This window comes from Klebsiella sp. BIGb0407, assembly GCF_024807845.1.
Taxonomy (GTDB): domain Bacteria; phylum Pseudomonadota; class Gammaproteobacteria; order Enterobacterales; family Enterobacteriaceae; genus JGM124.
Window position 1 is genome coordinate 1,308,492 of the sequence record NZ_JANUEQ010000001.1, and the last position, 19,277, is coordinate 1,327,768.

Here is a 19,277-nt window from a genome sequence, read left to right on the forward strand (position 1 = left end):
TTTCTAAGGCTAAAAAGTATTTTCAGTAGAATTTGAGCATCGCCCTCTTTCCCTGCATGACAGATTTCAGCAAATAATCTGTGCATATTACTTACCAGGCTTACCAATAAAGATATATTTTTCAAAAAACTACCCCAGAATCCCGTCTGATGATTATCTCAGAGCCATAGCAGGTAAAGATGGGTAAAAAGGCTTTTTTGCAATAAAGCAGGGCATTATGCTCATCAACTATATAACACCTGCATAAAGAGAGAGTTTAACAATGGATCGCATTATTACCTCCTCGAATGACCGCGCGTCATTGTTGAGTACGCATAAAGTTTTGCGTAATACCTATTTTCTGCTCAGCCTTACTCTGGCATTTTCAGCCTTGGTTGCGACTGCCAGCACCTTATTACAGTTACCTTCACCGGGGCTGATTCTGACGCTGGTTGGTATGTATGGTCTGATGTTCCTGACCTACCGTCTGGCAGATAAACCATCAGGCCTGATTGCTACCTTCGCCTTTACCGGCTTCCTGGGTTATATCCTCGGTCCGATTCTGAATAGCTATCTGTCCGCAGGCATGGGCGACGTTATCGGAATGGCGCTGGCGGGAACCGCACTGGTATTCGTGGGTTGTTCAGCTTATGTTCTGACCACCCGCAAAGATATGTCCTTCCTCGGCGGAATGCTGATGGCGGGTATCATTGTGGTACTGGTTGCGATGGTCGCCAATATCTTCTTACAGCTGACAGCATTGCACCTTGTCATTAGTTCAGTATTTATTCTGATCTCTTCTGGCGCAATTTTGTATGAGACCAGCAACATCATTCGTGGTGGTGAGACCAACTATGTTCGCGCAACTGTGAGCCTGTATGTCTCTATTTACAATATTTTCATCAGCCTGTTGAGCCTCCTCGGATTTGCCAGCAAGGACTAATTGCTAACAGCACTTGCTGAAAGCATGACAAAACTGCACCCCAAAGGTTGCCGCAGGTAACTGAGTAAGGTGCAGTTTTTTATGGCACCTGAAATTTGTTACACTACTGGCGTTTTCATTAAAAAAACCGAGTTATTATGCTGATTTTTGAAGGGCAAGAAATTGCCACCGATGTCGATGGTTATCTGAAGCACAGCGAGCAGTGGAGCGAAGCGTTAGCAAAGGCGATAGCTGCCCGGGAAGGGATAACCCTTTCGCCGGAGCACTGGGAAGTGGTGCACTTCGTTCGTCATTTTTATCTGGAATTTAATACCTCACCCGCTATCCGTATGCTGGTCAAAGCCATGGCTGGCAAATTTGGTGAGGAAAAAGGGAATAGCCGTTATCTTTATCGCCTGTTTCCCAAAGGCCCGGCCAAGCAGGCAACGAAAATTGCGGGTTTACCGAAGCCGGTAAAGTGCATTTAATAGCGAACCTTAAATTCCGTCCAGTGCTGTTCGGGTTGATGCGTGGCTGAAAAGACATTATCAACCCTGGCGCCTCTTGGTCCCCCGGCATTCAGCCAGCTGAGTAACTTTTCAAGCTGGTCCGAAGAGCCACAAGCGAGGACTTCCACACTGCCATCATCCAGATTACGCGCATAGCCCGTTAAAGCCAGCTGCTGTGCTTCCCGCCATACGCTGTAACGAAACCCGACCCCCTGTACTCGCCCATATACTCGATACTTAACACATTGCTGTTGAGATCCTGTCATGACATTGTCTCCCACTCTGTTCACTGGTGATGTATGTTATACCGCGCTGTTTAATGATTGACTCGGGCAGGTGTGCTAACCTACGCGCCATTTTATTTTAATAGCATCAAGCTGGTTTATTATCCAGCTCGCATCCCTGTTTGTCAGAGGTTTCTCCGTATGACTGAGTCGACTGTTAATCATTATCCCCGTTTAGTGTTAGCCAAAGGACGCGAAAAATCATTATTGCGTCGTCATCCTTGGATCTTCTCAGGGGCAGTAGCCCGCCTTGAAGGGAAAGTCGGTTTGGGTGAAACCATTGATATTATCGATGCTCAGGGCAAATGGCTTGCCCGGGCTGCCTACTCCCCTGCGTCACAAATTTGTGCGCGTGTCTGGAGTTTTGATCGTAACGAAAAAATTGATACCGATTTCTTTATTCGTCGCTTAGAACAGGCACAAATTTGGCGGGAATGGCTCGCTAAACGCGATGGTTTAGACAGCTATCGTCTGATAGCCGGTGAGTCTGATGGCCTTCCGGGCATAACTATCGATCGTTTCTCTCATTTTCTGGTATTACAACTGCTCTCTGCTGGTGCAGACTATCAGCGCCCGTTGCTGGTTGAAGCACTGCAGAAGCTTTATCCGGAATGTTCTATTTATGAGCGTTCTGATGTCGCGGTGCGTAAAAAAGAGGGGCTTCCACTGACACAAGGACCAGTCAGCGGTGAACTCCCCCCTGCTCTGCTAGCGATAGAAGAGCACGGTATGAAACTCCTGGTTGATATCCAGCAGGGTCATAAGACTGGCTATTATCTTGATCAGCGTGACAGTCGCTTTGCTACCCGAGGCTATGTCGAAAATAAACGCGTACTGAACTGCTTCTCTTATACCGGAGGATTTGCTGTCTCCGCTTTGATGGGCAACTGTAGTCAGGTCGTCAGCGTTGACACCTCGCAAGAAGCGCTGGATATTGCCAGACAGAACGTTGAACTTAACCAGCTTGATCTCAGCAAAGCTGAGTTTTTACGCGATGATGTCTTCAAATTATTACGCAAGTATCGGGATAGTGGCGAAAAATTTGACGTTATCATCATGGATCCACCGAAATTTGTTGAAAACAAAAATCAGTTGTCTGGCGCCTGCCGTGGCTATAAAGATATCAATATGCTGGCATGCCAGCTTTTGAATCCAGGCGGTATTTTGATGACTTTCTCGTGTTCAGGGTTAATGACGACGGATTTGTTCCAAAAAATCATTGCGGATGCCGCACTTGATGCCGGCCGCGAACTGCAGTTTATCGAACAGTTCCGTCAGGCAGCAGATCATCCGGTTATTGCAAGCTACCCGGAAGGGCTGTATCTGAAAGGATTTGCTTGTCGCGTCATTTGACTTGAAAAATGGAAAGGATGCCATACATCTATCACAATATGATGTTCCGGGAGGTGAAAATGATTGCCACTAAATTTGGGATTGGCCAGCAAGTAAGACATGCTTTACTGGGTTACTTAGGCGTCGTGGTCGATATCGATCCGGAATACGCTCTGAGTGAGACCTACGAAGACTATCTGGCAATAAACAGCTCGCTACGAAATACCCCCTGGTATCATGTTGTGATGGAAAATGATGACGGGATGGCGGTACATACTTATCTCGCCGAAGCACAGCTCAGCGGTGAAGGTGAGCAGGAACATCCTGAACAAACATCGCTGGACGAACTGGCGGCATCAATACGCAGAAAGTTACAGACTCCCGGCCTGCGTAACTGAAAACCATCATGTCAGAAAATAAGAGATTCAGGTCTGGCTGGCCTGAACCTCTGTAATAAGCTCCGGTGACACCCTTTCATAACACAGTATTACGGCTATTTAGTTAATCCAAGACGCGGTATTTCTATTGCCGGACAATGATCCATCACCACATTCAACCCCGCCTCTTTAGCCAGTTGCGCTGCCTGCTCATTAATCACCCCAATTTGCAGCCACAGGGTTTTCGCCTTAATCGCAATCGCCTCTTGTGCCACACCAAAAGCAGCCTCAGAGTTACGGAAAACATCAACCATATCGACTTTATGCGGAATATCAGCAAGGGTCGCATAGACCTGTTGCCCCAATAAGGTCTGACCGGCCAGTTTCGGTGATACAGGAATCACCTTGTATCCCTGTTCGAGTAAAAAACTCATGACCTCATAAGAAGGACGATTAGCTTTGTCACTGGCACCCACCAAAGCGATGGTGCGTGTCGTACGCAGGATCTCTTCAATACTTAAGTCGCTCATCATGTCTCCTTTAAATGGCGAAACACACCACGCCATTGGTTAAACATCGCTCAGACCTTACAGGTCACTAGCGTTATTTAGTGTATATCATACACCTCAGACCGCTTTTTTAATTTCTTTCTCTTGCAGCATCAATCTCTTCCAGTAATCTATTCAATATTGAATATTCAAAATCAATCAGGAAAAAATCATGCATCTGACCACCCGTACTGTTTCAGAAAAAAAACATGTTGCCTTGGTTGCCCACGATCACTGTAAAAGTGCGTTATTGGCCTGGGTAGAACGTCATAAATCAGTACTTGAAAACCATACTCTGTATGCCACAGGCACCACTGGCAACATGATCCAACGAGCCTCAGGTCTTGATGTGAATGCTATGATGAGCGGCCCGATGGGAGGCGATCAGCAAGTTGGAGCGCTGATTGCTGAGGGCAAAATTGATGTGCTGATTTTCTTCTGGGATCCACTGAATGCGGTGCCTCACGATCCTGATGTCAAGGCGTTACTGCGCCTGGCAACCGTCTGGAATATACCGGTTGCCACTAACCTCTCGACAGCTGACTTTATTATTCAGTCACCAGGTTTTAATCAGCAAGTTGAAATTCAGATCCCCGACTATCAGCGTTACCTGACTGACAGATTATAAGCTTCAAGGACGATTGAGTACCGGCACGCCAAGTCGTTTTAACTCCTCAACAAATGAGGACGGTTGTTGTTTACTGAACAATAACCAGACACGATGGCGTGCCCGGGTTAGAGCGACATAAAGTAAACGACGTTCTTCTGCATCCGGAAAATCCTCTGGCTGAGGTAATAAAACTTGCTCAAAAATAGATTCTCGCACCTCGGCAGGGAACCCTTCTTTTCCGGCCTGTAAGCCAAGAACAATCACATAATCGGCTTCCTGCCCTTTACTGGCATGGATAGTCATAAAATCGATATTGAGTTTTGGCCAGCGAGTCGCCGCGTTACTCAGGCAGCCAGGGCGTAAAAATCGATAGCGTGCCAGAATCAAAATACGCTGTTCCGGTAAGGCATAACCACTCAGTTTATCCAGCAAGTTTTCCAGCTTATCGTCCACCAGCAGATTAACGGATTGTTTATCTCCTTTGGCCTTACTGGTGAGTGCTTTCTTTTGTTGCCAGGGATTCTGTTGCACCCACTGGTTTGCAATCTCACCAATACGACTATTAAAGCGGTAGGTGGTGTCCAGCATACAGGTTTCAGCTGCATTAAAGTGCTGACTAAATTCGCTGGTAAGTGATGTTTGTGCGCCGGCGAATCGATAGATAGCCTGCCAGTCATCTCCAACCGCATACAGCGAGGTATGGCTATTTTGCTTACGCAATGCACTCAGTAATGCAGCACGTTGTGGAGAGATATCCTGAAACTCATCCACCAGAATATGCCTCCACGGGCTGATAAACCGTCCTTTATCCAGTACATTTTGCGCCTGGTGAATCAAACCAGAAAAATCAATCTCACCGGCATTTCGCAGCGTCGTTTTCCAGCATTTAAGTAAGGGGGCCATTAGTTTAATACCGCGTGTAAAACGTGGTTGTAGCTCCTCACTTGCGCTGGCTATCATTTCGGATTGCGAGCCACCTTGCATCCTTATCAGCGATAACCAGCTGTCCAGTTTTCCTGCCAGACGCGTGATTAACTTTTGATCTTGCCAGTACTCGCCTTCAGGGACAGTCCAGTTCAGCTCCTCTTCCAGCCACTGACGCCAGCCTTTTGCCATGGCTTTTTTTTCACGGCACTGTTGCTGCCAGCAATCAGTTAGCAGTTGCTGACGCGCGGCTGTATCGCTCTCAAGCTCACTGACCTGCGGAATTTTTTTACTTCCCTGAGTAATAATATGTAAGGCAAGTGCATGGAAGGTTTTTACACTGAGTGAATCAGTATTGAGTCTGTCTGCAAGACGCTGTTCCATTTCTAAAGCAGCCTTACGTCCGAATGCCAGCATTAATATTTGTTCTTCAGCAACCTCTGAACGCTGTAAAAGCCAGCCAACCCGGGCAACTAATACGGATGTTTTACCGCTTCCGGCACCCGCGAGTACCAGCAATGAATCTTCGTCATTGACTACAGCTTGTGCCTGAGCGTTGTTTAAGGGGGCACTTTCTATATGCTCAAAGAAATCGGCATACTGCTCAAGCATCCGGCCGGTATAATTCGCATTAGATTGCTGGCGAAAAGTGTCGCCTTGCTCCAGCAGTCTCTGGCAGAGGCTTAAAGCCTCACGGCACTGAGCAAATTCATTCAGACGAATAATGGGTAACGGCATAGCGGCAAATGCCTGACGAACGCCCTGCTGTAATATCAGAAGATCCCGATGTTTAAGCCATTTACCCTGGTTTATCACGCGTTGAATATTTTCTTGTTGCTCGCTAAGAACCTCAGCGGCAACATGACTCATCTCTTCACTCCAGTTTTGCCAGGCATGATTGAGATGGGTAAAAAAACGTCGGGTTTCCTGCCATTCAGTACCGTGCAAACGAACAACCTGACTGTCTGGCAGGACAAACTCAAGTTCCCCCCAGACTAAACCTCTCTTACAGTTTATTTCAATTAACTGATTGAAAGGTATCAGGTATTCATGACTATCGCCTTTAACTTCAACTCCCGCTGGTAATAATTTCACCCGATTATAAGGGTGCTGTGCTAAATGTTTACCCAGGGAGGTTGCTCTAAGTTCCATGATTTGTCTTATCCTGAATAATGGGAGGTACTCGCTCAGTTTAACCACTGATGAGGTAACGCTCCAGGGTAAAAACGCGCTACTATTATTGTGGTTTATATACCGTGAATGATTCAAGTCGCAGGTAAGTCATACATTGCCTGCTTGAAGTATGACATGTTCCGTTATAGCAACAGGGAGTAATTATGCGTACTGTTCTTAATGTATTGAATTTTGTACTGGGTGGTTTTGCAACAACGCTGGGCTGGTTATTTGCCACCCTGGTTAGCATGCTGCTGATTATCACGTTACCTCTTACACGTTCCTGCTGGGAAATCACTAAACTGTCGTTTATTCCTTATGGTAACGAAGCGATTCATGTTGATGAACTGTATCCGCAGGATAGAAACGCCTTAGCCAATACTGGCGGTACCTTACTGAATATACTCTGGTTTGTTCTGTTTGGCTGGTGGCTGTGTATTATGCATATTTGTGTTGGTATCACGCAGTGTATTTCTCTGATTGGCATTCCGGTTGGCCTGGCAAACTTTAAAATTGCTGCAATTGCTGTCTGGCCAGTAGGGCGCCGCGTTGTTCCTGTTGAAGTGGCTCAAGCTGCACGAATTGCAAACGCCCGGAATCGAATTTATTAAGGTTTTTTTGTGCTTATTATGACCCCGCTGTTACAGCGCTACACATGGAGCAGTGCCTGGCTTTATAACCTGCGGATTTTTATTGCCCTCACGGGTACCGCAGTACTGCCATGGTGGCTGGGCGATGTACGCCTGACGATTCCTTTGACTCTCGGCGTCGTCGCCGCCGCACTGGCCGATCTTGACGACAGGCTTACTGGGCGTCTGCGTAATTTAGTCATTACCCTGATTTGTTTTTTTATTGCCTCAGCCTCTGTTGAGCTGCTATTCCCTTATCCCTGGTTCTTTGCTTTAGGATTACTTATCTCTACCAGTGGATTTATTCTGCTTGGCGGATTAGGCCAGCGCTACGCAACCATTGCGTTTGGCGCTCTACTAATTGCTATCTATACCATGCTGGGAACCTCCCTTTATACGCACTGGTATCAACAACCGGTTTTATTACTGGCAGGTGCCGTCTGGTACAATATTCTGACACTCGCAGGCCATCTGATTTTCCCTATTCGTCCCTTACAGGACAATCTGGCTCGCTGTTATGACAATCTGGCTCATTACCTGGAAATTAAAGCGACACTGTTTGATCCTGATATTGAACAAGAAAGCCAGACGCCGGTACTCGAACTGGCACTGGCCAGCAGCCAGCTAGTCACCACCCTTGAACAGACAAAAATATCTCTGCTGACCCGTCTGCGTGGCGATCGTGGCCAAAAAGGGACTCGCCGGACACTTCACTATTATTTTGTTGCTCAGGACATTCATGAACGCGCCAGTTCATCTCATGTTCAGTATCAAAAATTGCGCGATAAATTTCGCTATACCGATATCATGTTCCGTTTTCAACGCCTGCTGACCTTGCAGTCTCAGGCCTGCCAGCAGCTATCCCGCTCAATTCTGTTGAACACGCCTTATCAGCATGATGCTCGCTTCGAGAGAGTGTTCAGCCATCTTGATGCCGCATTAGATAAAATCAGGGCAACGCATAGCGCTTCACCTGAGCTCAAAGCACTGGGATATTTACTCACTAATCTTCGGGCGATTGATGCTCAGCTCGCGACTATTGAGTCGGAACAAGCGTTTGAGAAACCGCGCAATGAGAAAGAAAACCGGCTTTCCGACGACAGACTGACCGGGCTGGGCGATACCTGGCAGCGGCTATCTCGGAATTTTACGCCAGAGTCAGCGCTGTTCCGTCACGCCGTACGTATGTCACTGGTGCTGTGTATCGGCTATGCATTTATTCAGTTAACAGGCATGCAGCACGGTTACTGGATCCTGCTAACCAGCCTGTTTGTCTGTCAGCCTAATTACAGCGCAACACGTCACCGGCTGGCTTTACGTATTATTGGTACCCTACTCGGGGTCGCGATAGGACTACCTGTATTATTCTTTGTGCCATCTCTTGAGGGACAATTGCTGTTGATTGTCATTACTGGGGTACTTTTCTTCTCTTTTCGTAATGTTCAGTATGCCCATGCAACGATGTTCATTACCCTGCTGGTATTGCTTTGTTTTAATCTGCTGGGAGAGGGATTTGAAGTGGCATTACCCCGTGTATTCGACACTATTCTGGGGTGTGGGATAGCCTGGGCTGCGGTGAGTTTTATCTGGCCTGACTGGCGTTTTCGTCGCCTGCCACTGGTTATTAAGCGTACGTTTGACGCCAACTGTCGCTATCTTGATGCCATCCTTGAGCAATATCATCAAGGACGGGATAATCGCCTTGAGTATCGTATTGCCAGAAGAGATGCGTACAATAAAGGAGCCGAGCTGGCATCGGTCGTTTCAAATATGTCGAGTGAACCTCACGTAACCCCTGAACTACGTGAGATTGCATTTCGTTTATTATGCCTGAATCACTCACTAAACAGTTATATCTCAGCCCTTGGGGCTCATCGCGAGCAACTGACTAACGAGGCTATTTTACACCTGCTAGATGATGCAGTTTGCTATGTCGATGATGCACTGCATCACCTGCCAACCAACGACGAGCGCTTGCAAACAACGCTGAATGATATTACTACTCGAGTATCACATCTCGAGGCACGTCAGGAAACAAAGGAACCACTTGTGCTACAGCAAATAGGTCTTTTAGTAACGCTGTTACCGGAAATTTCTCGTCTGCAGCAGCAAGTATCTCAGTTATCAGACTAACGGGAGTGGCGTTGTTCATAACGACGCCACCAGTCCATTAATTCCAGACGCACACTGGGCGGTAGCACCGCCTCATGAACCCCACTAATTGCCCCTGCAAGTGCCAGTAATACCTTTACTCCCACGACTTTTTTCTTATGCTTTAACTTGATCCATGAACGCTTGGCGCCAAAAGACTTGAGTGTTTCTGAGTCATTAATCCCTGCTTCCCGCAGCATAATTTCTAGATTCAGACTGATATTCGGCAAATCTTTCAGACGGCTAAGAGACTTACGTTGTGATTTTTCCCGACGAGCACTTCTTAAAGCGCTGGAAGATAGCTGAATAAGCTGGTTAGTATTTCGCCAGAGTTCGTCATCGACACGAAAGTAATTAAGCTGAATAGGAACCCCGCGTTTAAAATATTGTAACGCCGGAGCTGACTTTTTTGTAAAGTAATCAGTACATTGCTCACACGCACGCAGATAAAGCTCACCGTCAGAAACCATCGCAAAAATCACACCATCAACAAAAAGGCTATAACCGCCAAATAATGGACGATAACCAATATCTCCCAAAGTTGAGAGATTCTCCTGAGATTCGCGGATTCTCGTATACGTTAACTCTTTCATTAATTTTCCTTATATATCAATAAGTAAAACAATCCTGATTCTACCTTTAACACTAATACCAAAAAATAATCGGTTCTTCTAACAAAAAATAAGTAACGTTGTAGTTCCAGGCAACGATATTTGGACATCTAACAGGTTTGGATAAAAAAATTGAGAAGCACACCGAAATTTTGGTTGATCTTTGCACTCGCCAGGATTACTGTATATTCATACAGTGACAGTACAGAGTGAGACCTTACTATGCGTTCATATGATTTCCCGACTTTATCCAACTCTGCTACAGCAACATCGACTTTTTCCGAAAGATCACAAACTTCTGTAGATATGCATGGCTTAATCAGTGAAATCGTTTATCGTGAAGACAAGCCTTGGGTAACCCATTGCATTCTGTTACCGCTCCTGCAACAACTGGGTCATCAATCCCGCTGGCAGCTCTGGTTAACACCCCAGCAAAAACTAAGCCGTCAATGGTTACAAGCTGCAGGATTACCCTTGAATAAAGTCATGCAAAGCCGTCAATGCACAGCCCCCTGCACTATCGATGCCATGGAAAGAGCGCTGCAGACAGGGAACTACAGTATCGTAATTAGCTGGTTAAATGAGGACCTGACTGACGAAGAGCATCGTCGACTGAGTGCTGCTGCTGAATCTGGTAATGCGCTAGGTTTTATTATGAGACCACAACATATTTCAGCCACCAGACCACAAAGTGGGATTAAAATTCATTCTAGTTTGTATCATTAAGTAAATTTCGGACAAGTCCTGAAACTTTTTTGTTTTTTATATTCAACAGACACACACAATAACTAATCGATTGAATATAAAGAAAATAATACAAAATAGCATGATACTAATTTGAACATTTAATAACCATAATTATAAATAAATGTGCGAAATTACATTTTTATTTTATTATTCAGGCAGACTTGATGCTTGTAAGTTTTTTACTACGTTGTAGAATTTATCTCGCCAGGGAGCTCTTCCATAATGCCGATACATCGGTTGATGTTACAATTTGAGCTTAACCCGGGCCGAAGGATTTTAACCGCAAGTTCTAAGGTGACTTAGAGCTCGTGGCCATTTTGGATGATAATGAGGCGCATAAAATGAAAAAGACAGCTATCGCAATTGCTGTAGCACTGGCTGGCTTCGCTACCGTAGCGCAGGCCGCTCCGAAAGATGATACTTGGTACGCGGGTGGTAAACTGGGCTGGTCTCAATACCATTCTACTGCTACTAATCCAAGCCTGCAGAACACTGGCTCAACTCAAAACGATCAGCTGGGTGCTGGTGCCTACGGCGGCTACCAGGTTAACCCGTACGTTGGTTTTGAAATGGGTTACGACTGGTTAGGTCGTATGGCTTATAAAGGTAGCAACGCTAATGGCGCATTCAAAGCTCAAGGCGTTCAGCTGACTACTAAACTGAGCTATCCAGTTCTGAACGACTTAGACGTTTATACCCGTCTGGGTGGTATGGTATGGCGTGCAGATTCCAACCTGAATTATGGTGCAGCTGGCCGCGCTAAAAACAACGATACCGGTGTTTCACCTGTATTCGCTGGTGGTGTTGAGTATGCTGTAACTCCAGACATCGCTACCCGTCTGGAATACCAGTGGGTTAACCACATTGGTGATAAAGACACCTTACATGCTCGTCCAGACAACGGTATGCTGAGTGTTGGTGTTTCTTACCGCTTTGGCCAGCAGGAAGCTTATGTTGCTCCAGCTCCAGCTCCAGCACCAGCACCAGCTGCAGAAGTAGAGACCAAACACTTTACTCTGAAGTCTGACGTTCTGTTCACTTTCGGTAAAGCAAGTCTGAAAGCTGAAGGTCAGCAAGCACTGGATCAGCTGTACAGCCAGCTGAGCAGCTTGGATCCAACTGACGGTTCTGTTATCGTTCTTGGCTTCACTGACCGTATCGGTTCAGAGCAGTACAACCTGAAACTGTCTGAGCAACGTGCACAAAGCGTTGTTGATTACCTGATTTCTAAAGGTATCCCAGCTGGCAAGATCTCTGCTCGCGGTATGGGTAAAGCAGATCCAGTTACTGGCAACACCTGTGACAACGTAGCACCACGTGCTAAACTGATCGAATGCCTGGCACCGGATCGTCGTGTAGAGATCCAGGTTAAAGGTATCAAAGACGTTATCGTTCAGCCTGCTGCATAAGCTGAGCTTCGTTTTGAAAAAACCCGCTAACGCGGGTTTTTTTTTATCTGATATTGGGGGAATAACACCCAAGTTTGTCAGTACCGCTACTCTTGTGAGAGCATAGCCTGAAGATCTTGTTTTAATGTTGAGATTTTACTTTCAACCTTTTCTTTGTGTTCAGCATCTTCAATTAATTGCACGATGGTTTCAGATAAAGTTTTATTCCGGCGCTGCGCTAATCCTGCCAGCCTTTGCCAGACGAGATATTCCAGATCGATGGATTTTTTACGTGTGTGCTGATGCTCAGCATTAAAATGACGTTTACGTCGGGCACGAATAGTCTGCTTCATCCGGTTTTCTAATCCCGGATTCATATGAAGTTCAATCCAGTCCTGGACTAAAACCGGGACATTCTCCAGAGCAAGGAGTTTTTCTACAGCCTCATGTGCTGCACTGGTTTCGAGATATCGCGTAATTAGCTCACCTTCACGATGTTTCTTCACCAAATATTTCCACTTCCAGCCGCTCTCGAGATTTTCCAACTGTTGATATTTCATTGTTGTCTCAGTGTGACCGTTTCACTCACATCAGAATAGCAGTTTTTGTCGTATTGTCTGAACTGAAAATAACTGTTCAGTGAAGGATAACGGGATGTTACTGCTTTATCCGTGTGCTCCCTCAGGGATTCTTGTATAATCACGCCTTTAAAATCTCATTGATGAATATATAGCGACTTTGACGACTCATCGACTTGACTGGCGTGCTCTCGTTCCTGATACAGATAGTTATCAGGAGATTTTTGCACAGCCTTATGACAACGACTCTGCACCATTCTCGAGTGTTCAAGCCCGATTAACCTATGGCATTGAACAGTTTCATCTTTCTGACTCATCAGCGATTATGCTGATTAAAGCTGCTGAAGAGACTGAGTACCTCAGCCTCATCGCTGCGGCCATTGAGGAGACTCGCACACAAGAAGATGCCCTTGCCGGTGGTCATTATAGTATAGAGGGAAATCAGGTCACTCTACGCCCTGCCACACAACCCGAAGATAACTTCGCGGCTCGAGGTGAGGTCATCATTGCCGACTGGGTAGAAAACGAGCAAATGTTTGGCTGCGTTCGCCAGTTTGCCGGTGAAATTAGCCTTGAACCCGGTCTGATACATCGTGCTAATGGCGGCGTCCTGGTCTTGTCATTGCGCAGTGTCCTTGCACAACCACTGTTATGGTTACGTCTCAAACAAATGATAGTGCAAGGCCGTTTCGACTGGATGTCACCCGATGAAACTCGCCCTCTGCCTGTTAAGATCCCATCATTACCACTGGATATCAAACTGGTACTGGTAGGGGATCGTGTTTCACTCGCTGACTTCCATGAGATGGAGCCAGAAATGGCTGCGGTGGCGATTTACAGCGAATATGAAGATAGCCTGCAAATTACCGAAGGTGAGGATGTCGCGCAGTGGTGCCAGTGGGTAGCCAGTATCGCGCTGCAAAAATCTCTGCCAGTACCTGCAGCCGATGGCTGGGTCCCTCTGCTCAGAGAAGCGACACGCTTTACCGGTGACCAGGAAATGCTTCCACTCTGCCCTGCCTGGATAACCCGGCAGTTGAGTGAAGTTGCCCCATTCTGTGAACAGACACAATTTAGTGCCGCAGAACTGGAGCAAATGCTGGAGCAGCGCGCCTGGCGAGAAGGCTTCCTGGCTGACCGTATGCAGGATGAAATTTTACAGGAACAAATACGTATTGAGACCGAAGGCGAGATGGTCGGTCAAATTAATGCGTTATCTGTGGTTGAGTTTCCAGGTCATCCGCGCGCCTTTGGCGAGCCGTCCCGTATTAGCTGCGTAGTACATGTGGGTGATGGGGAATTTACCGATGTGGAGCGTAAAGCTGAGTTAGGCGGCAATATCCATGCTAAAGGCATGATGATTATGCAGGCATTTTTAATGTCTGAATTGCAGCTTGAACAGCAAATTCCGTTCTCAGCCTCAATTACCTTTGAACAATCCTACGGTGAAGTTGATGGTGATAGTGCATCAATGGCTGAACTGTGTGCGTTAATCAGTGCACTGGCCAACGTGCCTATTTCTCAGCATATTGCTCTGACAGGTTCGGTGGATCAGTTTGGGCGCATGCAACCCGTGGGTGGCCTTAATGAAAAAATTGAAGGCTTCTTCCGCATTTGCCAGCAACGTAACTTTACTGGTCAGCAAGGTGTGATTATTCCGACCGCTAACGTACGTCACCTCACGCTTCATAAAGAGGTGCTGGAGGCCGTGGAACAAGAAAAATTCTCGGTCTGGGCGATTGACGATGTGGCCGATGCGCTGCCGCTGTTAACGACCTTTCCATGGGATGGCGAAGAGCAAAATACCCTGATGAATGCAGTTCAGGAGCGTATTGCTCAAATAATCGCTCCGGATGTACCACCTCGCCCCTGGCCATTACGCTGGTTAAATTGGTTTAGCCACAACTGATCGGACTTGTTGAGCGTACACCTGTACGCTAATCTGCGGACTTCATTATAAAAAGGCATACTTTAGACATGGTAGATAAACGCGAATCTTATACAAAAGAAGACCTTCTTGCTTCCGGACGCGGTGAGTTATTTGGTGCCGAAGGCCCACAACTCCCAGCACCTAGCATGCTGATGATGGACCGTGTGGTCAAAATGACCGAAGACGGCGGTAACTTCGATAAAGGCTACGTCGAAGCTGAGCTGGATATTAATCCTGACTTATGGTTCTTCGGTTGCCATTTTATTGGCGATCCTGTGATGCCTGGTTGCCTGGGCCTTGATGCCATGTGGCAGTTGGTTGGTTTCTACCTCGGCTGGTTAGGCGGCGAAGGTAAAGGTCGGGCATTAGGTGTAGGTGAAGTGAAATTTACCGGCCAGGTTCTGCCGACAGCGAAAAAAGTGACTTACCGCATTCACTTTAAGCGTATTGTTAATCGTCGTCTGATTATGGGACTGGCGGATGGTGAAGTTCTGGTCGATGGTCGCGTGATTTATACCGCTAACGACCTGAAAGTAGGTCTGTTTAAAGATACCTCTGCTTTCTAATCAATACTCTTTATCGATGAAGGCATTCACTGAATGCCTTCTATTTACTGAGTCTGCTGTTATTACTGAGTACCATAACTGTCTGTTCACTCAGTATACTTCCACATGACAGACATATCTGTTGTTAACGAGATCATTATTAAGCAGTCACTGCCCTGATTTCCATGGCTTCTCGCCAGCCTCCTAACCAATGCGATCGTTGATCGATGATTTGGTAAGGACACATCTCTTTAGAACGTCCGGTGATACCTGCTTGATAACCACGTTGGTGAGCCCGCTCCAGGCGATCTCGTTTTTGTCTCTTCATGCCTCGTTTCCCTCATTTTATTTGCAGGTGGAAATGAAAACAGTAATTGCACTGATTGCAATCACACCTAATGAATAGCGTGAAAAGAGCCCTCAGTCAACGAGTAAAATTCATACAATTGCAATAATCATCCTGTTCTTAGTTTTTTTTGAATTCTCTGTTTCGCTAACACCTGAGAAATTCAGGCAAAAAAAACGTGGCCACTCGGGCCACGTTTTGTATAGCTTTAAAAAGACTACTGACGACGTAAAAGTTCTGAAGCAATGCTCCGGGCTTCTTGCTGCCAGGCCTGAGCCAGAGTCTTAACCATCGCATCATAACCATCATCCTGCTGAGCGAGCTCGATACGGAAAGGACGGTTAATGATCTCATTGTTTTGTTTCAGCAACCACTCACCGCTGACGATAACCTTGCCGTCATAACGCCCATGGAAACCGGTAATATTTACCGTAAGAGCACTCTGCTCACTCGCCAGAGGTTGTGACGCCACAATCCAGCCAGGCATCGCCTGACTGAGGTTATTTATCAGCGAATTGCGTAATTGCTGATCCAGAGGACTTGCCCATAGATTATTTGTCGCAATCACATACTGTACATCCGAGGTCTGATATACCACGCCATCAGCAGCGAGGTAGTCAGCCAGGACTATCTGATCAATCCACAGTAGATTACTGCCTGTCTGACTCACTACCTGACTGGCGGGTTGTGCGTTAGCAGGTAACTGATAATAGACTTTACCGCTATTGCTGCTGCTACAAGCTGCCAGCATTAATGCTGCAATAACCATTAGCCACTTTTTCATTATTTGGCCCTTTTTGGCTGTGGATCGGGTTTATCTTTTGCTTCAAATACCAGCGCATTGCTCTTGTTATTCAATGTCCGCAATACAGGCTGAAGCTCTCGTAAAACCTGATCAAGACGCTGCATATCCGTTACCATCTTGTTATAAGCTGCGGAGCCCGGCTGGAAGCCCTGCATACTGCGGTTCAGCTCCTGTAAGGTCTTTTGCATATCAGCCGGAAGCTGCTGCATTGACTGGCTCGAAGTTAGCTTATTCAGATTATCTAACGTCTTCTGCAAGTTTTTCAGCGTTTGCTGGCTTTCATTAAGCGCCTTAGTCGCCTGCTGGATCATCGGATTCAGCGGCAGGTTATTCACTTTATCCAGCACATCCAGTAATTTTTGCTGTATTTGTGCCAGCCCCACGCTGATAGTTGGGATGACCGGATAACCATCTATCTCATTAGCTTCTTTCTCCAGCTTTTCATTTGGATAAAAATCAAAGTCGATAAACAGTGCGCCTGACAGCAAGTTACCGGTTTTCATTGAACCGCGTAACCCACTCTTAATGAGCCCCTGTATATTCTTCGGAATATTGGTTTCCTGACCGACGATGTTCTTCAGTCGTTCAGGCTCAATACGAATAAGTACCGGTGTGCGGAAATCACTGTCTAATTTTTGCTGCATTTGCTCAGTAAAGAAAGGAACTTGCGCCACGGTGCCTAAACGAATACCGCGGAACTCAACGGGTGCGCCTGGCGACAGGCCACGAATTGAGTCTTTAAACAGCATAATGAATTCAATATTTTCTTTATACAGCGAGTCCTGGATATCCTTTTGATCATCAAATAACTGATAATCTGCGCCAGTCTCTACCGGTGTCCCCCAGTCCAAACCCTCAGGGACATCAAAACTGACGCCACCGCTGAACAAGGTGGTCAGGGAGCCCATCTGAATACTCATACCCTGAGAAGAGAAGTCCACCGCAATGCCACTATCTTTCCAGAAACGAACATTAGTAGTAATGAGCTTGTCATTTGGCGCACCAATAAACAGCTGATAAGTAATCATGCGTTTACTGGCATCAAAATTACTGGTTTCGACTGAGCCGACCCGATAACCGCGGAATAAAACCGGATCGCCAGGATTAAGCTGTCCTGCTTTCTTACTGTCCAGTGTAATACGAATACCTTTCGCATCCGGTGGCGCAAGCGGAGGTGAATCCAGCAGAGAATACTGCTCTAAATGCTCACCGGTTGAACCTGGCTGTAGTTCAATGTAGGCACCTGAAAGCAAGGTTCCCAGTCCCGATACACCATCACGTCCAATTTGCGGTTTAACCACCCAAAATACCGAATCCTGGCGCAATAGTTTTTCCATACCAGAATTAAGCCGCGCGGTAATTCGGACATGATGTAAATCATCACTGAGTACGGCCGTTTCTACTATTCCGACATCAACACTGCGGCTTTTAATTGTCGTTTTCCCTCCCTCAATGCCTTCAGCATTGGTGGTTATCAGGACAACTTGTGGCCCCTGGTGGCTATAATGATAGAAAAGTATCCAAGCGCCTATCAGAGCCGTGACGATGGGGAAGATCCAGACGGGTGACCAGCTTTTGAGCTTGTGAATCTTGGCCTCACCTTTGTTATTCTCCATTTGTGGAGGACTCCTTATTTAAATCGTCGTCTTTGCTATCCCAGGATAAACGTGGGTCAAAGACAGCGGCTGAAAACATGGTTAAAATAACCACCAGTGAAAACATCAATGCACCAATATCCGGGTGAATATTCATGACTCCGCCCATCCTGACCAGCGCGGAAAGCACAGCAATAACGAATACATCAATCATTGACCAGCGGCCAACAAACTCAACCACCTCATAAATAAAATGCATCCTCTCCCGGTCTTTCTTTTGCGGACGTTTCGCATCCCAGCATAGCCAGCCAATAGCGATCATCTTTAAAGTTGGCACCATAATACTGGCGATAAATATCACCATCGCGACCGGATAGGAACCTTCACTCCAGAGCAAAATAACACCTTCCATTATCGTCGAGGCATATTTGCTGCCTAAAAAATCTGTCACCATAATAGGTAATAGATTAGCCGGAAAATAGAGCATGATAGAAGTCAGTAATAGTGCCACAGTCCACTGTAAACTATTTTTACGCCGTGCATGCCCTTTTGACTGGCAGCGCGGACATTCCAGCATATCGGCGGGAATAATCGCGGTGCAGCAGGTACAAGAACGCAGCCCCTGTTTCAAACCGGTTTCACCGATCACCAGTTTTTGACTCAGTACCGGTAACGGTTGAATATCATCCCATAACCAGCGTTTATCAACATACATAAAAGTCATCAGCTGCAAAATACAAAACAAGCACCAGGGAATAAAACTGCTTCCGATACCAATGTTGCCGTAGGCCATCAGTTTAACGAAGCTCACCAATACTCCGGCAAGAAATATCTCTGCCATGCCCCAGCTTTTCAGCTGAAAAAGAACCCGAGCCATCGATTTTTTGAGTACTAAAGGGAGTCTGACGCGGTTAACCAGCAGTAAAATAATGATGAGCAGTAACGTCGGAAATATCTGGACAAAAAGCAGAAAGAACGTGCCGAGGCTTGCATAGTCTTCATCGAATAAGACATTGGGTATTTGCAGTAATGTCACCTGGCTACTGATCCCGGCCACATTCATATTGACGAAGGGAAATAAATTAGCCAGCAATAACATAAATAATGCGACCAACGCATACACCGTTGGTCGTTTACGCGGAACGGACCACTGAGCCGTCAGCATCGTTCCACAACGTGGACAATCGGCTTTATGGCCATCTTCCAGTGCTGGCAGCCGCACCAGCAAATCACATTGGGGGCATAAAATATGTGATTTATGATGGTGCTCTGCACACATGGATACTCTCCTGGT

General features: G+C 46.4%; 20 protein-coding genes. 11 read left to right on the forward strand and 9 right to left on the reverse strand.

Going from position 1 to position 19,277, the window contains the following annotated elements; all coding sequences use genetic code 11:
• Window positions 1–262 precede the first annotated feature (262 nt).
• Both yccA and tusE read left to right on the forward strand, forming a co-directional pair.
• Window positions 263–922 carry an FtsH protease modulator YccA gene (gene yccA, locus M2387_RS06120; protein WP_259047879.1) on the forward strand — a complete coding sequence of 220 codons (660 nt, stop codon included), beginning with the start codon at window positions 263–265 and terminating at the stop codon, window positions 920–922.
• Window positions 923–1,059: 137 nt separating this feature from the next.
• A complete protein-coding gene (tusE, locus tag M2387_RS06125) occupies window positions 1,060–1,389 on the forward strand; it encodes a sulfurtransferase TusE (RefSeq protein WP_259047881.1) in 330 nt (109 codons plus the stop codon).
• Here the strand turns inward: tusE and yccX are convergent.
• A complete protein-coding gene (yccX, locus tag M2387_RS06130) occupies window positions 1,386–1,676 on the reverse strand; it encodes an acylphosphatase (protein WP_259047883.1) in 291 nt (96 codons plus the stop codon). The two genes, tusE and yccX, sit on opposite strands and share 4 nt — an antisense overlap.
• Before the next feature lie 159 nt (window positions 1,677–1,835).
• Here yccX and rlmI point away from each other — a divergent pair, with 159 nt between their 5' ends.
• Window positions 1,836–3,047 carry a 23S rRNA (cytosine(1962)-C(5))-methyltransferase RlmI gene (gene rlmI, locus M2387_RS06135; RefSeq protein ID WP_259047886.1) on the forward strand — a complete coding sequence of 404 codons (1,212 nt, stop codon included), beginning with the start codon at window positions 1,836–1,838 and terminating at the stop codon, window positions 3,045–3,047.
• Window positions 3,048–3,106: 59 nt separating this feature from the next.
• Window positions 3,107–3,424 carry a heat shock protein HspQ gene (hspQ, locus tag M2387_RS06140; RefSeq protein WP_259047888.1) on the forward strand — a complete coding sequence of 106 codons (318 nt, stop codon included), beginning with the start codon at window positions 3,107–3,109 and terminating at the stop codon, window positions 3,422–3,424.
• A gap of 95 nt (window positions 3,425–3,519) precedes the next feature.
• Here hspQ and M2387_RS06145 read toward each other — a convergent pair whose 3' ends face one another.
• Window positions 3,520–3,933 (reverse strand): CoA-binding protein, encoded by a 414-nt coding sequence (locus M2387_RS06145; RefSeq protein WP_259048321.1) that lies wholly within the window; start codon window positions 3,931–3,933, stop codon window positions 3,520–3,522.
• Window positions 3,934–4,123: 190 nt separating this feature from the next.
• Between M2387_RS06145 and mgsA the strand changes: the two genes are divergently transcribed.
• A complete protein-coding gene (gene mgsA / locus M2387_RS06150; protein WP_259047890.1) occupies window positions 4,124–4,579 on the forward strand; it encodes a methylglyoxal synthase in 456 nt (151 codons plus the stop codon).
• A gap of 3 nt (window positions 4,580–4,582) precedes the next feature.
• Here the strand turns inward: mgsA and helD are convergent, their stop codons facing one another.
• Entirely contained in the window at window positions 4,583–6,637 is a 2,055-nt protein-coding gene (gene helD, locus M2387_RS06155) for a DNA helicase IV (RefSeq protein WP_259047892.1), read from the reverse strand.
• A gap of 185 nt (window positions 6,638–6,822) precedes the next feature.
• On the opposite strand from helD, the gene M2387_RS06160 reads away from it, so the two are divergent.
• Together M2387_RS06160 and yccS are read left to right on the forward strand one after the other, a co-directional pair.
• Window positions 6,823–7,269 carry a YccF domain-containing protein gene (locus M2387_RS06160; protein WP_259047893.1) on the forward strand — a complete coding sequence of 149 codons (447 nt, stop codon included), beginning with the start codon at window positions 6,823–6,825 and terminating at the stop codon, window positions 7,267–7,269.
• 18 nt (window positions 7,270–7,287) lie between these two features.
• Complete coding sequence (gene yccS, locus M2387_RS06165) at window positions 7,288–9,420, forward strand: YccS family putative transporter (RefSeq protein WP_409039533.1); 2,133 nt, start codon at window positions 7,288–7,290, stop codon at window positions 9,418–9,420.
• On the opposite strand, the gene M2387_RS06170 is transcribed toward yccS, so the two are convergent.
• Window positions 9,417–10,031 (reverse strand): TfoX/Sxy family protein, encoded by a 615-nt coding sequence (locus M2387_RS06170; RefSeq protein ID WP_259047894.1) that lies wholly within the window; start codon window positions 10,029–10,031, stop codon window positions 9,417–9,419. The genes yccS and M2387_RS06170 overlap by 4 nt on opposite strands.
• Before the next feature lie 240 nt (window positions 10,032–10,271).
• Here M2387_RS06170 and sulA point away from each other — a divergent pair, with 240 nt between their 5' ends.
• Together sulA and ompA are read left to right on the forward strand one after the other, a co-directional pair.
• On the forward strand, window positions 10,272–10,775 hold the full coding sequence (gene sulA / locus M2387_RS06175; protein WP_259047896.1) for an SOS-induced cell division inhibitor SulA: 504 nt from the start codon (window positions 10,272–10,274) through the stop codon (window positions 10,773–10,775).
• Window positions 10,776–11,137: 362 nt separating this feature from the next.
• On the forward strand, window positions 11,138–12,205 hold the full coding sequence (ompA, locus tag M2387_RS06180) for a porin OmpA (protein ID WP_259047898.1): 1,068 nt from the start codon (window positions 11,138–11,140) through the stop codon (window positions 12,203–12,205).
• Between the two features lie 86 nt (window positions 12,206–12,291).
• Here the strand turns inward: ompA and matP are convergent, their stop codons facing one another.
• Window positions 12,292–12,744: a macrodomain Ter protein MatP gene (gene matP / locus M2387_RS06185; RefSeq protein ID WP_259047900.1), complete on the reverse strand. Its 453-nt coding sequence runs from the start codon at window positions 12,742–12,744 to the stop codon at window positions 12,292–12,294.
• Between the two features lie 178 nt (window positions 12,745–12,922).
• Between matP and M2387_RS06190 the strand changes: the two genes are divergently transcribed.
• Window positions 12,923–14,671 carry a Lon protease family protein gene (locus M2387_RS06190; RefSeq protein ID WP_259047901.1) on the forward strand — a complete coding sequence of 583 codons (1,749 nt, stop codon included), beginning with the start codon at window positions 12,923–12,925 and terminating at the stop codon, window positions 14,669–14,671.
• A 68-nt stretch (window positions 14,672–14,739) separates the two neighbouring features.
• The gene (fabA, locus tag M2387_RS06195; protein WP_259047903.1) at window positions 14,740–15,258 is read left to right on the forward strand and encodes a bifunctional 3-hydroxydecanoyl-ACP dehydratase/trans-2-decenoyl-ACP isomerase; all 519 of its coding nucleotides are present in this window, start codon (window positions 14,740–14,742) and stop codon (window positions 15,256–15,258) included.
• A 139-nt stretch (window positions 15,259–15,397) separates the two neighbouring features.
• Here fabA and rmf read toward each other — a convergent pair whose 3' ends face one another.
• The 4 genes from rmf to pqiA form a co-directional block, all read right to left on the reverse strand.
• The gene (rmf, locus tag M2387_RS06200; protein WP_259047905.1) at window positions 15,398–15,565 is read right to left on the reverse strand and encodes a ribosome modulation factor; all 168 of its coding nucleotides are present in this window, start codon (window positions 15,563–15,565) and stop codon (window positions 15,398–15,400) included.
• 235 nt (window positions 15,566–15,800) lie between these two features.
• The gene (gene pqiC, locus M2387_RS06205; RefSeq protein WP_259047907.1) at window positions 15,801–16,367 is read right to left on the reverse strand and encodes a membrane integrity-associated transporter subunit PqiC; all 567 of its coding nucleotides are present in this window, start codon (window positions 16,365–16,367) and stop codon (window positions 15,801–15,803) included.
• A complete protein-coding gene (gene pqiB, locus M2387_RS06210; protein WP_259047909.1) occupies window positions 16,367–18,004 on the reverse strand; it encodes an intermembrane transport protein PqiB in 1,638 nt (545 codons plus the stop codon). The genes pqiC and pqiB overlap by 1 nt, the downstream gene beginning before the upstream one ends.
• On the reverse strand, window positions 17,994–19,262 hold the full coding sequence (gene pqiA / locus M2387_RS06215) for a membrane integrity-associated transporter subunit PqiA (RefSeq protein WP_259047911.1): 1,269 nt from the start codon (window positions 19,260–19,262) through the stop codon (window positions 17,994–17,996). Before pqiA ends, pqiB begins: the two co-directional genes overlap by 11 nt.
• Window positions 19,263–19,277 lie beyond the last annotated feature (15 nt).

Bases quoted from the DNA above. Each gene is read 5' to 3' on its own strand.
- yccA (WP_259047879.1), top strand. From the start codon at position 263: ATGGATCGCATTATTACCTCCTCGAATGACCGCGCGTCATTGTTGAGT.
- sulA (WP_259047896.1), top strand. From the start codon at position 10,272: ATGCGTTCATATGATTTCCCGACTTTATCCAACTCTGCTACAGCAACA.
- M2387_RS06145 (WP_259048321.1), bottom strand. From the start codon at position 3,933: ATGAGCGACTTAAGTATTGAAGAGATCCTGCGTACGACACGCACCATC.
- pqiB (WP_259047909.1), bottom strand. From the start codon at position 18,004: ATGGAGAATAACAAAGGTGAGGCCAAGATTCACAAGCTCAAAAGCTGG.
- rlmI (WP_259047886.1), top strand. From the start codon at position 1,836: ATGACTGAGTCGACTGTTAATCATTATCCCCGTTTAGTGTTAGCCAAA.
- ompA (WP_259047898.1), top strand. From the start codon at position 11,138: ATGAAAAAGACAGCTATCGCAATTGCTGTAGCACTGGCTGGCTTCGCT.
- yccS (WP_409039533.1), top strand. From the start codon at position 7,288: ATGACCCCGCTGTTACAGCGCTACACATGGAGCAGTGCCTGGCTTTAT.
- matP (WP_259047900.1), bottom strand. From the start codon at position 12,744: ATGAAATATCAACAGTTGGAAAATCTCGAGAGCGGCTGGAAGTGGAAA.
- mgsA (WP_259047890.1), top strand. From the start codon at position 4,124: ATGCATCTGACCACCCGTACTGTTTCAGAAAAAAAACATGTTGCCTTG.
- pqiC (WP_259047907.1), bottom strand. From the start codon at position 16,367: ATGAAAAAGTGGCTAATGGTTATTGCAGCATTAATGCTGGCAGCTTGT.
- pqiA (WP_259047911.1), bottom strand. From the start codon at position 19,262: ATGTGTGCAGAGCACCATCATAAATCACATATTTTATGCCCCCAATGT.
- tusE (WP_259047881.1), top strand. From the start codon at position 1,060: ATGCTGATTTTTGAAGGGCAAGAAATTGCCACCGATGTCGATGGTTAT.
- helD (WP_259047892.1), bottom strand. From the start codon at position 6,637: ATGGAACTTAGAGCAACCTCCCTGGGTAAACATTTAGCACAGCACCCT.
- rmf (WP_259047905.1), bottom strand. From the start codon at position 15,565: ATGAAGAGACAAAAACGAGATCGCCTGGAGCGGGCTCACCAACGTGGT.
- yccX (WP_259047883.1), bottom strand. From the start codon at position 1,676: ATGACAGGATCTCAACAGCAATGTGTTAAGTATCGAGTATATGGGCGA.
- fabA (WP_259047903.1), top strand. From the start codon at position 14,740: ATGGTAGATAAACGCGAATCTTATACAAAAGAAGACCTTCTTGCTTCC.
- M2387_RS06170 (WP_259047894.1), bottom strand. From the start codon at position 10,031: ATGAAAGAGTTAACGTATACGAGAATCCGCGAATCTCAGGAGAATCTC.
- M2387_RS06160 (WP_259047893.1), top strand. From the start codon at position 6,823: ATGCGTACTGTTCTTAATGTATTGAATTTTGTACTGGGTGGTTTTGCA.
- hspQ (WP_259047888.1), top strand. From the start codon at position 3,107: ATGATTGCCACTAAATTTGGGATTGGCCAGCAAGTAAGACATGCTTTA.